The 13797-nt window shown below is 37.1% G+C and carries 8 protein-coding genes; 5 read left to right on the plus strand and 3 right to left on the minus strand.

Annotated features, from left to right (window positions below; translation table 11 throughout):
- Positions 1-52: 52 nt before the first annotated feature.
- Positions 53-2083, minus strand: coding sequence for an SUMF1/EgtB/PvdO family nonheme iron enzyme (locus tag PCIT_RS03155; RefSeq protein WP_010361343.1), 2031 nt, complete (start codon positions 2081-2083; stop codon positions 53-55).
- A 214-nt stretch (positions 2084-2297) separates the two neighbouring features.
- Here PCIT_RS03155 and PCIT_RS03160 point away from each other — a divergent pair, with 214 nt between their 5' ends.
- Positions 2298-3206, plus strand: a complete 909-nt coding sequence (locus PCIT_RS03160; protein WP_010361342.1) for a 1-aminocyclopropane-1-carboxylate deaminase/D-cysteine desulfhydrase — start codon at positions 2298-2300, stop codon at positions 3204-3206.
- 53 nt (positions 3207-3259) lie between these two features.
- Here the strand turns inward: PCIT_RS03160 and PCIT_RS03165 are convergent, their stop codons facing one another.
- Complete coding sequence (locus PCIT_RS03165; RefSeq protein WP_010361341.1) at positions 3260-4900, minus strand: EAL domain-containing protein; 1641 nt, start codon at positions 4898-4900, stop codon at positions 3260-3262.
- A gap of 1329 nt (positions 4901-6229) precedes the next feature.
- Between PCIT_RS03165 and PCIT_RS03170 the strand changes: the two genes are divergently transcribed.
- Positions 6230-7600, plus strand: coding sequence for a glycosyltransferase family 29 protein (locus PCIT_RS03170; protein ID WP_040697989.1), 1371 nt, complete (start codon positions 6230-6232; stop codon positions 7598-7600).
- Between the two features lie 82 nt (positions 7601-7682).
- On the plus strand, positions 7683-8681 hold the full coding sequence (locus tag PCIT_RS03175) for a class I SAM-dependent methyltransferase (RefSeq protein WP_010361338.1): 999 nt from the start codon (positions 7683-7685) through the stop codon (positions 8679-8681).
- A 421-nt stretch (positions 8682-9102) separates the two neighbouring features.
- Here the strand turns inward: PCIT_RS03175 and PCIT_RS03180 are convergent, their stop codons facing one another.
- Entirely contained in the window at positions 9103-12174 is a 3072-nt protein-coding gene (locus PCIT_RS03180) for a TrlF family AAA-like ATPase (protein WP_010361337.1), read from the minus strand.
- 368 nt (positions 12175-12542) lie between these two features.
- On the opposite strand from PCIT_RS03180, the gene PCIT_RS03185 reads away from it, so the two are divergent.
- Both PCIT_RS03185 and PCIT_RS03190 read left to right on the plus strand, forming a co-directional pair.
- On the plus strand, positions 12543-12827 hold the full coding sequence (locus PCIT_RS03185) for a hypothetical protein (RefSeq protein WP_010361336.1): 285 nt from the start codon (positions 12543-12545) through the stop codon (positions 12825-12827).
- A 129-nt stretch (positions 12828-12956) separates the two neighbouring features.
- Positions 12957-13766 (plus strand): hypothetical protein, encoded by an 810-nt coding sequence (locus tag PCIT_RS03190; protein WP_010361335.1) that lies wholly within the window; start codon positions 12957-12959, stop codon positions 13764-13766.
- The last annotated feature ends 31 nt before the right edge of the window (positions 13767-13797 follow it).

Here is a 13797-nt window from a genome sequence, read left to right on the forward strand (position 1 = left end):
AAATACTTTAAGTCAAGTGACGAACAATGCCGCCACCCATCGTAATTGTTCGTTAACGCTCTCGAACTAAGCGAAAGCCAATATAATTTGCTCTAAAATCTGCGGCAAGAGCTAAACGCGTTGATACTCGTGCCAAACTTGGCGCAAAGTTCCATGCACCCCCTCTAACGGTAACATCATCTTGTGACGCTCGCTTTTGAGTCCATTCCCACACATTACCAACTGTGTCGTATAAACCATAGTTGTTAGGCGCAAATTCACCTACTGGCGCAGCACTTTTATTTGAATATTCACTACCACACCATCCACAGTTAGCTAGATTTTTACCTATCTCATTACCCCATGGATATTCTGAAGTTGTACTTGCCCGTGCGGCATATTCCCATTCAACTTCATTTGGAAGACGAAATTGCTGACCTTTTTCACCTGATAACCAGTTAGCGTATGCTTTAGCATCTTCATACGATACACATACTACAGGGAAGTTATCAGCTTGGTTAAAGCCTGGATTGCTCCATTTATAATCAAGCTCCCAAACCGGCTCACCATTTTTATAATATGCGCAACCTTTACCTTTTTCAGCTTCAGTTTGGTATCCTGTACTCGTAATAAATTGCCTGTATTCCCCAACCGTCACTTCTTTGGACTGCATTGCGTAGGAGTTACTCAGTACCTTTTCAACCACAGGACGCTCATTTGCCAAACCATTGCCGGTCAAATCTCCCATTTTAAAACTGCCAGCCGGAATAATAACAATTGCGTTATTAGCCTGAGAAGGTGTAACTACTGTCTTGGTTCTCTTAGCTATGACTTGTTTTTGCTCACTTTTCGGTGTCGGTGCAGCAATCGACTCAGGCTTTTTTAATAGCCGAGCATTTATCGTTCGTGCTTTTCGAATATCAATCTGTGCTTTATAAGGCTGATACCCCAATTTGCGCACTTCAATATCATGAATGCCTTTAGGCACATTCACCGTCAGTTTTGTTGAGCCGTAGCTCACACCATTAATAAACACTTCATCATCATATACATTCGAGCGTAAAGTCACGGCAACAGAGTTCACTTTTTCACTCTGTGCTGGTGACACGTTAGTAACGCGCTGTGTATCAATCTCAATAACTGGCTGCTGGTCTGCCTTTGTAACTTCTACTTGCCCAATATTGTCAGAAACATCTTTAAAAGTGAGCTGTGTATCACTGAAAGTAGTTGGGTAACTTGCTTGGTACCCCATGGACAATGGCGTGCCATACTCTGAGCAAAAGCGGTTATCTAAGTTAAGCAAACTACATAAACGGCTATTGTTCATATCGCCGCGCATAGTCACACTTAAATTAACGCTGTAGTTACCTTGCCCACTAAATGCACTGCCAACCACATGGCTATTTACGACTTGAACTTGGGCACCAGCTATATTTCGTTTTGGTTCGACGATACGTTGTTCAGTTAGATTTGCAAAGACTTGATCAATGAAGCGTTTAGTCGCTTTTTGTAACCCTAATTGCTGACCCCGTTGCTCACACGCGGCAAGTGTTTCGGTGCGCTTACAATTAATGGTATGTTCAACCTCGAGTGTCCCTTCACGCGTGAACTCATTGCGCAGCCGCTCAACTCGCGCTGTACTAAGTTGATCTTTTAAGCTCTCAAGTGTGTTTACTAAGGTATGCTTCGTAATACGTATTTGTTCAATGTCTTTTCTGTGTGATGCAATCGCCGCCAATTGCATAGAAATATCATCTTTGTTCTGCTTATGCGTTGATACCGCTTGTTGGTAACGCGTTTGCGCTGCGGTAATATCAATAGAAGGATCGTCAATTAAGCGTCTGTACAATTCGTTCATTGCATCAAGCGCTTGATTCTTCTCCTTATCTAATTCAGAGGAACGCGTTCGAAGTAGAGTCAATTGTGATTGTAGTCGAGCTTCTTCACTAATGTGCTTATCTAATATTTGCGTATAGTTATCTAACTCAGTTTGCTTTACAGCTAACTCTGATTCAACGGCATTAACCGTGGCTGTATCTTGGGCCAAAACACTGGCAGCCATTAAAGTGGCGGTAACAAAAAAAGACAAAGGAGCAATTCGCATATATTCCATTCCCAAAAGCGGCAATTATTTGGTCGTTGTTATTTTTTATAATTAAGGCTTTATGCTATGTACTTACAAAGTAAAACACAAGCTTTGAGCAATTAATATCTCAGTTTACCCCTATTGACTAGTGAGTTGCCAGTACTCAATTAAGATTTTCAATCTATTCATCGTATTTGGTACACTTATTCCATGCAATATCAGAGATACATTTATGCGTTCACTGCAATTTGATTGGCCAGAGTCGCCAATTCAACGGATCACATCCCCCTCTATCAACAAACAAAAACTGACCGTATGTGTTAAACGAGATGATCTATTGCATCCAAACATCAGCGGTAATAAATGGAGGAAATTAAAATATAACCTTAAAGATATGCACGATAATAATAAAAACGCATTCATTACTTTCTCAGGTGCCTTTTCCAATCACCTTTACGCATCGAGCATGGCTTCGAAGTTATATGATATTGAGGGCCATGTTATTTTACGTGGCCCACATATAGATGAGCAAAACCCAACCATAAAAATGGCGCGAGCGTGCTACATGAACTTGCATGTAGTTAATCGTATTACCTATCGAAAGCGCAATAACACTGACTATCAAGATGAAATCCGCGAACAATTTCCCAACAGCCATCTAATTCCCGAAGGAGGGAGTAATCAATCAGCCTTGCAAGGGGTTCGAGAGCTCGCCCGAAGCTTACCTGAAAGCGACTATATACTCTGCCCAACGGGCAGCGGAGGAACACTTGCCGGACTCATTGATGGCAGTGCTGAAACAAGCCATATTATGGGCGTTGCAGTACTAAAAAATGCAGAGTATTTAAACCAGGATATTCTCGGGCTGAGCGCTAAGGCAGCAACGCAAAAAAATTGGCAGTTGCTTTGTCAATATCATGGCGGTGGGTATGGTAAGTTTTCCCCTGAATTGTGGTTATTTTGTCAGAATATGCATAGGGCCTATAACTTACCACTCGAACCCATATACAGTGGTAAAGCATTCTATGCGCTTTGGCAGCTCATCGAGCAAGGCTACTTCCCAGCTTATAGCAAAATCATATTTGTACATACCGGTGGGTTACAAGGCCTTGATGGGTTGCGATATCGTAAGTTGATTTAATAGCTTGCGTTTCTTGATTAGTCACCTGTTTATAATCACATTGAGTGCAGCAACTAATAGCCAACCAATTCTATTTGTTGAAGTAACTCCGCAAAGTAATACCCTTGCGCACCCTGCACACCAAGCTGTTGTAAGCAATTTAACTCAGCTTGAGTTTCAACGCCCACCGCGTAAACCGGAATACCGATTCTCTCAGCTTGATGTACAATTTGACGCACACTCTTTTGCTGAGACTGGTTGGTATCTATATGATGCACCAGTTCAAATGCCAACTTTACAGCTTCCATAGCAGGGATAGCCCGTAAAGTCTTTGCAGGTAAAACATCGGTGACTTGGTCAAGCAAAACGCCCGACCCTAACTTAGCCAACGCACTAAATGCTTGCAGTAATGACCGATGATGATGGTAATAGTCGTACGCCGAAACTTCAAACTGCACCCTGCTCGCCACTCCTGATCCCTGAATTTCGCAGACCAACCAACTAACAAACGTATCATCACACCAATTTACATGATGTAGGTTAATACTCACCTTCGTGTGATCTGCTTCTTTTTTTAAAACTCTAAGCGTATGTGCCACAACTGTTTTATCTAATGTATTTAAGTGGCTCTGACTGTGTATTTGCGGAATAAACTGCTTGGCTGAAATCAGCCCAAGTTGATTATGCCGTACCCGTAGTAACGCCTCGCTCTGCTTTATATCTTGTTGTTTAAAGCAAAATAAAGGTTGGAAGAACAGTACAAATTGGCCTTTTTGAATATAAGCAATAAAATCATCTTCACTACTTTGCATCGTTGTAGCGTGAGTTTTATTAAGCGGTACCATATGAACATGTTGCCAAACGTTATTCATAGCAACGGCTAATGCAGACCGTGCGAGTTGATAAACGTGAGTTTGGTCAGCCTTAGCTTGATAATAACACGCACCGATTTTAACTGTCTTACGTGACAAATCAGGTCGCATGATAATTAGCGCTTGAAATACAACTTCATGAAGCCTTTTTTCTATTCGGCTAACATCCCCCCAGGGCACTTGCTCAAATGTAACTGCGAGAGCTCCCGAGCTTAAGTATTTTACCGAGCACTTAGTATAATCGGCGAAATGTTTTGCTAAGAGTACGGAAAAGTGTTGTTGAGGATCTATTGTCGAGTCAATAATGTATCGCCACTTAACTAAAGCAAACACGTTAAATAACGACTCATCTGGCTTACGAGGTTCTATCGAAGTAGGTAATGCGGCATTGTTTTCAACACATATCTGTGTATTTCGAGAATAAGACGCTTTTGGCCTAACTCGATAAATTAGTAACCACCGGTAGCAAAACATTAAAAAACCAAAAAACAATATATTGAAAAAGATCAAAACAGCAGAGTAACGCTTTATGACTGAAGGATGAGAGAGAGTCAAACTCAAACCTTGGTAAGAAAAAACCTCATTTTCTAACCCATCGCTTGAAGTTGTTTCCGACGCTGAACTGAAACCATACTGCTGGGCTATTTGTTCTACTTTCTCCGTGCTTCTTGTGTCTTCACGTAATACATGTATTTGCTTAACTATATCAATACCTTGCTGATGCGTTTTTAAATGCAATAAATGAAGTAGTAATAAATTCAAAACAACAACCGTGACCACAGAAAAACCAACAACATACAGTTGCATAACACGTGAATTTAACTGCTCTAAAAACTGCTTCATCACACCACTTCATGCCACTTTTTAATAGCCTAAGTGTTGTCTAGAAGTACACAAAACTCAAGGTTAAGTATGACAAAAAATAGTGCCTAAAATATCCTGTTGTTAATCGCTATAAAGCCGCTGCACACAATAATCTTCACTCTACCATATATCAATTACCATGCCTTACAGCTTGGCTCTGTATTCCCCAATAGCTCAAACTAAGAGGCGTAACGTACTTTTTCATTGCTCCTCTCGCCAATTTTAGATCTCTATCCAACTACATTAAAAGTGCTTTTTGACTCTTTAATTTTATCTTCATATACTATCTTAGTTTTACAAGTCAACGTCGCAAACCCGCCCTAAAAATATGTCCAAGCCTTTCCTACGGTTTCAATTTAGTCACTACATTTTAGGCACAGGAAATAACTATTCTTTTAGTCTTTTTCGTAATGTTAGATCAATCATCCACATTCATGATATCAATCAAACCGCTTTTCATTCGCAGTTTTCACCACAGTAACTCAGCTAAACCTTCGACAAAGATGGCCTTGAGCTTATAACACGCCAATATAAGGTTTTGATCGTTAGCTACCCATCTCAACTCCTGAAACCAAATGAATAAGAAGAAGCCCTGAATCACATACGTACGATGGATAAGAAGTGATGCCCACTCAACTCAAGAAATTAAATCTTCACACTACCATGATAAACCTTATTTATACCTTAAAGCCGTTTGACCAAAATTAAGAACAACATACCGAACGTCTTGAATTGAAGCTTTACAAAAACTGGGGAGCTCAAGTCGAGAGACAAGGAAAAGTAGCTTAAGCTATATAAATAAAGAAACTCCATACCAAGCTGAGCAATTACTATCAATGGTTCAACTCAAATGATACTGTCATTTATAAAATAGATTACTCTGTTTATTCAGAATAGTGGCAGTGCTGAAGCAATTGGAATAAGATGTTAGAATATTTTTAAACTAGTACCTTAGTGGTTAGTAAACCTATCACTGATGCCGTTATTTAAATCCTGGTAGCAAATATTACCTCTTGTTGACTGGTAGCTCATAACCAGCACGCGCTGCCTGTAACTATGGCAATACATGTTTTTTATCGTAATAGCGGAGCTACTATTTTCTGTATTTATAAAGATAGTGAATTTAGTTCTTGGTAATATGGACTAAGGGTCTGTAACTGAGATTTTGTAACGCGAAGCTTAGAATAAAGTAAAGAGGTTACATAAAACGACTGTTCTAATAAAATACCCAGTTACGTATAGAGCCCCCTTATTCGTATAACTATTAACTCAAATAGCAAATATTAGATGAAAGCTTCGGAGTAAGAATTGGAAAAAATTATACTTTATGGTCTTGGCTCGGGAGGAAAGTGTGCTTTTGATATGCTTTCTACGGATAAGAATATCGATATCGTGGCGATTTGTGATTCATTCAGTGACGAGAAGCGCGAATATATGGGGGTGCCGATTATCCCCCCACACGAATTATCCCGCTATATATTTAGTCGTATTGTTATTACCAGTATCTATGTTACCGAAATAATGGCTGTTCTGAGAAATGAAGACATCAATGAAGACGTTATTACGGTATACCAGGCACCTAAAATATTAGCTGATTACTTTATCTTTCAAGTAGAAAAATGGCTATCAGCTCATGGGGAACACACTGATCTGATTAAACAATCTGTTCATTTGGCTCAAAAACCACCAGAGTTATTTCCATATGAGCGATGGAAGAACATTTATTCATATTTAGTGGCTAATGGAATGTTTCGAGATTGTTCAAATAGCCGAGTTAAATTACAAAAAAGTCTTTTGGCCTCACCAGTAAACGATAGAGATACTTACATGCAACAATTTCTTTGTCTACTAGATAAAGGTGATTATGCGGCTGCCCAAAGAAAGCTAGATTCCATGCGTCACCTCTTTCCTGATAAAGATATTGATTCTATTTATATGAAAAGCCTTTTACAACTATACATTGGAGGCTCTTATAACAGGCAATATATTGCTGAACTTTTAAACATAAAAGACGAACAGTTTTTTGAGCTGGTAAAAGGCAAAAGTATCGCCATTGTTGGCCCTTGCATTTCCAATGAGAAGCTTGGCAAAGAGATTGATAGCCATGATTTAGTTATTCGTATGCTTCCCTCGCTGAAGGATAATTCTGATAGTCAAGAAATTGGTTCAAAGACTAATATTGTCTACCTTTCTGCATATCGGTTGGAAATGATGAAAGCAGAAGACAAAGAGTTGCTTAGGCTTAAAGATATTTTCTATGTATTTGAACTACAGAAAGAAGAGTCTGAATTTGAGTCAATTCATAACGGAAAGTCTCGCACAATGTTGTTTGAAGCAAAAATGAAGTTATTTAATGGTTTTCCAACTTTTTTACAAAGAATCCTGATTGACTTACTTACTATGCAGGCTAAAAGTGTGAAAATTTTTAATTTTGATTTTTATACAACTAAAGCAGCTTATAAAAGTAGTTACTCGAGCTTTTCAGACTCTGAAAAATTAGCTGGAATTGGGGATAACCTTTTACTTAACCATGCTGTATTTCATGATATAGCCTCTCAACAGGTTTTTTGTAAAAGGCTACTGGAAAATGGCTTGGTAGAAGCAGATACAAAAACTCGGGAAGTGTTAAAACTTGGTATTGACGAGTATTTTGATAAATTACATTTAGCTTTTAACTAGGCACTGTTGAATTGTAAAGATCAACTGAATCAAGCTAAGTGCTTCTATCGCAGTGTGTTTAATTTATTTGGATAAATGATGTATGGGAAAAATTAATTATTTAGACATTCACCCTGATAAGTATAAGTTATTGTTAAAAAGAATGTTACTGACTTCTTTAGCAGAAGTGCATAGTAAGAGTATTGCTCAGGAAAAGTCGAGTTATTGCCCTGTTTGCCATAACAACGAGATTTCTCATTATGAGATTAAAAATGGTTTTGAGTTAGATAAGTGTGAGCATTGTGGGCATGTATTTTGTAACCCTATGCCTACCGATGAGCAATTAGAATCTTATTATAATGGAGAGATGAAGCTTTTAGAGAATCAAATATTTAGGGATACTTTTGAAAAGCGAATTCCTATTTTCAATGCCAGAGTGGAAAAAATAAAGCAATACATGGAAGAAGGGAAGCTGCTTGATGTTGGTAGCGCGGTAGGGATCTTTGTTGAGTCTCTTGTTCGCAATCAGAATAGCTTGTCTATCAGTTGCTGTGATCCTAGTAAAGATGCTTGTTCTAGCTTAAATAAACGTTTTGGTGATAACCCATCAATCAATATTTATAACTGCTGGTTACATGAGATGCCCGCAGAAAATAAGTTTGATGGAATAACATTATGGGATACATTGGAACACATTACTGATTTATCTCCTTTTTGTGAAAAGATATTTGAACTTCTTAAACCAGGGGGGTATTGGTTCTTCTCAACTCCAAATTTGAATAGCCTCGAGTGGTCCATTGCAGGGCGTGACCATGAACAATTAGTTCCTCCAGGCCATGTAAATCTGTTTAATAAAAATAACATTCTAATTTTACTAAAAAAGTTTGGTTTTGAACTGATTGAGATAACTACTCCCAATGGCTCGATGGATGTTGGCTACGTTGAAAAGTTGGCACATGGTTCTTCCGATTACGACTTAAAGTTAGGTACTTTCATAAAAGCACATTTGACAGATCCTAATTTTAAGAGTGCGTTATCTGATGCAATAACTCACGCTAACCTCGGCGGAAATATGTTTGTTATAGCAAGAAAGTCAATTTAATTGATAGATTGATTTACCTGAATGCTAGGAAGTTCAAAGTATTATAACTAGATTACTCAAGTTGTTTAGTCCTCTAACGACTTTCTTAGTTTAGTTAATGACAAACTCTACTGTTGAACCGCTTCATTTTTAGGAAGACTGGACTTCCCATAGTTCCTTATTTCATTACTTTGAAATGTAAAAATAAAAACCCAGCAATTATGCTGGGTTTATGTAGTATTCAGTATCTAAATTGACACTCTCTATTCTTATATGATCTAGAACGGTAATAAACACTTAATCCCAAAGGTGAGTGAGTGACTAAAGAAATAAAACCCAACAAATAAGCACGCAAGAAACAAAACAGCCTCCCCACTTAATCTACATAAAAACTATTTTATGTAGATTAAAAGCAATATATAAGCTGTTTTCACCCTATAATCTACATATATTTTATTTTACGGTTATCAAAAGCCGGCATAGTCCCTTCCAGTACATCAACTACTTTATTATTAATAACACTGCACTCAACCGCTCCTGATATATAACTAATATTATGGCTATCAGAACGAGCAAATTCACAGTGAATTATTTGCTCAGCATCACAAACAACTGCTAAATTGGGGTTATGAGTAACCATGATTATTTGTCTTTTTTTCTTCGCTTCTGTTAACACCGGAACCAGTAAACTAACAATCGTTTCATTATCTAAATTCTCTTCTGGTTGATCTAGAATGATTGGTTTATTGCCCTTATCAACTAATAGGTAGAAAATAAGAAGTAAAGCTCCTCTTTGCCCTGGTGAAAGCTGTCCTATTTGTGCACCTTGGAACATCAAAGTGTACCTAGGATCTAAGTATTCTAATCCAAATATAAAATCATAAACTTCATTAACCGTCCTGTCTTTTTTCAATAAAGACTCAACACCAGGTAATTTTGAAGTAGCTTCAAGTTTATCATGCAATTCTTTAACAAACTCAAGAAGAGTAGTCTTATCACTAATATCGTACTTATCCATCATATCTTTTAGTACAGATAAACTTTCACTATCTCCTCTAAACTCACCTGTTGTTTGTTTTACAAGTGCAAACAGCTTACTGTAGACAAGATCTGGAGTTGTTTTTATCTCAGCTTTGAACTGTAGTTTATACTCATCGCGTATAAGTGCATTATTCTGAATCAGTTCTTGTACAGGGTTAAAAAGAGTTTCTCTACTTATTCGTTGTTCATCTAATCGATCAAAAATTTGTTCAGTAATACTCAAGCGTTGAGTCTGTAATTCAGCTCTATTGGCAGGTAATTCATCCAACTGTTCAAGTCTATGCTTTAACCCCTCTAGAGTATCAGGTAAATCTTTTGAACCGACAATCCCTACTTCTTTTTCTTTCCAAATTTTTAACAATTCTAAATATTGCTGATAAGTCTGCTGTGGCCCATTTAATTTAGCATTTAATGGCCCTCTCCTATCTTTCAGAATGACCATTTCGGCATCAAGTTCTAGATTAGTCCCCTTAATACTTTGACTTCTTGCTTCAATAAACTCAGCTATTTCTATTAACTTTTGCTCATTTACTTCTAATGCAATTAACGCTTCAACTTCCACGCCCAAAGTTGCAGCATCATTTGTATACTCTGTTTTAAATTGAGTAATAGAGCGTTTGACAACATCAACACCTTCATTAATATTTAAATAAGCTTTATTCTTTACAGCAAGTTGGGTCAATTCAACTTTATTAACTTCCAGTTGACTTACAATAGCTTCAATTTTACGTGCAATTTCAGTCAATTCATCAGAGGCTTTTTGCTGTTCTTCCGATAGCTCATTAGTCGGCTCAGGCACTTCTTCAGGCTTCACTTTGATATGTTCTTGGAGCAACCTGTTCTTTTGAACTAATTGTTCATCGATTGCTCTTCGAGTTTCATCCGACATTTGTCCTTCAATAGATGATATCTGTCGATTAACCTTATGTAGCGCCCCCCTTAGACTATCAAATTGACTTCTTAATGCGCTTTCTTGCTCCTCGATAAGTTGGTCGAAGTTGTGAGCACCTAACCTAGTAGCATCATCTGCATGGGAAAAAATAACAGATCTTAATTCTTGTTCAAAAGAATCTGACTGCCCAGAAACGTGAGCATTACATAACTCTTCAAAGTGCCCTTGTGGTATATACTTCACATACTCAACATTTTCACTTGCAGGATCCTCGTTTAAGTTTTTTTCTAAAACTTGCCCATCACCCCAAATTGCCTTTGCGATAAAATGTTTCGCAGGCTCTCCAGTTTTACCTCTAAAACGATTTTTCTTTAAAAATGAAAAATGGTGACTTTGCTTAGAGTTTCCTAATAATGCAATAATATCTGCTAAAGCACTTTTACCACTACCTTTGTTACCAATAATAGCAACTAAGTCATCATTTAAAGTTAATTCAGTATTTTCTAGCCATCGTTCATGAAATGCTGACTGCGGATCTTTTATTACTTCAAGTTTATCTATAAATATGCTTTTATTTTCTCTGACCAACTGTACTTTTGGAGGAATAGCTCCAACAAAAGAGCGTTTTGCAGGTTCTTTTATTGCCTGTTGTAATCCTTGAAAAGTAGGATTAGCTTTTATCCAAGTAATTTTCCCTGACGGATAATCGCCGTAGCCACGACGATCATTGTTACCTTGGACACCAGTAAACTGATGAGCATCACTCCCAGAAACAGCTAACCTTGGAGTATTTCCCAAAGCACTCTGAAAGTCACTTACCCACTTTTTATTTGTTTCTGTTTCTACTCCTGCGAAAGCAGCACAAAGGTCAGGAGTTCTAGTTTCAAAAATAGGAGATGTATCAAAAAGGCCTAAGACATATGCATAGTGCTCTTGCCATTTAACTTCAGCTAAACCATCGTTTGTATTAAAAGGCATAAAACCTAAGGCCATATTGTTAGGTACGCTCATAAGTGCTTTCTTATAGCTTTCGCAAGTTATCTCAGCGATCATGGATCCAGCTTGAAGTGCTTTGTCATCAAAGTCATCAACTTCAGATTTATCAAAGCCTTTCGTACGCAAAAGATCCGAACCAACATCTCGTGCTAAAGACCGTAATGAATAATCAGATAATGGCCGATCAATCAACGCAATATTTAGCCCTGATCGAAAATCACGTAAAACTTGATCATCTATTTCATTTGAAAAAAGTACATGAGCATTAAGACGACCTTCCATAGGGGCAACTAGTCTTAACTCAATTCCTGGAAAAACTACTTTTTCTAATTTTGGAGCATCATCTTGTGTTAAACGATGCTTTAGGGCAAACCAACCATCAAACGTCCAATAATCCATAATTGCAAATACTGTTGGTTCAGCTGCATTAAGGGCATTGATCATTTCATCGATTAACGGTGCATTTTCAGGTGAACAAGGGTCACCATTAAATTTTTGACCATTCCAATGAAATGAAGCAGGTGTATGGATATGCAGATCCCATTGTCGCCATTCAGACCCGTTGGGGTATTTACTATTACTCATCAATCGTCCTTATTTTAAGCTATTAACCTTATTCAAGTATTTGTAACTGTAATCATCACGTTGAGTCTAAGTATCGAAACTATCTGTCATTGAAATTTAGAACCAAAAGGGATGATTACATATATAATGAATATTACGGGACACCTAAAAACAAAGCAAACTAATAAAGCTTTAAATCAATAACTTACAAACACAGTAGAAACAACATAAATTTCTTATTCTATAAGATGCAAACCGTCATTTATCAGCAGTTAAATATCAGTCAAATACTACCAATTTAAAAATAATTAAAGATATAACTATTTTTATAATTGTAAAATTGGTTATATCGTGTACTATAGAACTCAAATTCAAATGAGGTTAAATTTATGACTGTTAAAAAAAGATATCGAATCGCACTAGAAACTAAGTTAGATCAACTACATCATCAAGGATATACAATTTTTGAACGTTGGGAACTACTCGCTTGGTTTAATAAAGAAAGACTCACAAATGTTGTCTGGAGAGAGATACAAGACTCATGGGAAGAAATTTTTGGTTTAGAAGAGGGGCAGAAACCATTACAAGTTATTAAATGTGATTTAACTACATCCCCTCAAACCTTTATTGTAATTCAAGCTGACCGAATTGAAGAGATGAATGATTTAGTTTAGTTAACAGGCCTCATCAAGGTTTTTCACGAATCAAATCGACAGTGTGCGCCTCTTACAATTCCAATTATAGCCTGCGACTTTGTGCCGTTTATAACTGCGCTATCTTATTAAAAACTGGAGTTATCTACATTGAATGCAAAGCTTCCATCTAGACTATTTAGGCTTAATCGGGTAGCTAAAGCTATAGATGACACTATCTTATCTCACTACCAGACTGACAATAGGTATAACTTCATAAGGAATGCTGTTCCTTGTTTAAATATACAACCAAAACCAACGGCTTTTAAAGAAATATCCAAAGTTCTCTATGTAAATGACATACAACCTCCTGTATCTAAACAAGGACACGACTCTAAATTAGTTCTTGGTGCTACAGGTGAGGCTTTAACAGAGTTATTGTTCAAGCCTATACCTGAAACAAAATCTAATAACCGAGGGTTTGATTTAAATATAGGTGGAGGTTTGATTGAAGTTAAAAGCACCGTGGAAAGAAGCATTTCAATGAGTAATGTTCAGTACAAAACTGCTAATTACTTGGTAGTGCATATTTATGATAAGTATAACGATAAATACATGCACTCTTGTATGATACCTATGGCGATTTTAAGAAAAATAAAAGGGGAAAAAAAAGGAAGAGTGTCTGTTAACATTTATATCGAAAGCTGGGTGGGTTTCTTTAAAATTTCTCCGATTAGAATATCCAAATTTTTTGAAATGAGAACACGCTATATTGAGGGTGAATCTCGTAGTATTGTTCAAGTGATTAATCAATCGATCATGAATAAGCCTATAGAGGGTAATAATATCCATGTAAAAGCTATATTTTTGATGCACAGTAAATTTAATTCATGGAAATGGGAATTACACTTCGCTTATTATGAATATTTTTTTAAAAATAAATTAGATTGGGTTTACTCTCACGACTGCCTGAAAAAATAATCAATAAATGCTTTGAGCTACATTATATGAA

It is taken from the genome of Pseudoalteromonas citrea (assembly GCF_000238375.3).
GTDB lineage: Bacteria > Pseudomonadota > Gammaproteobacteria > Enterobacterales > Alteromonadaceae > Pseudoalteromonas > Pseudoalteromonas citrea.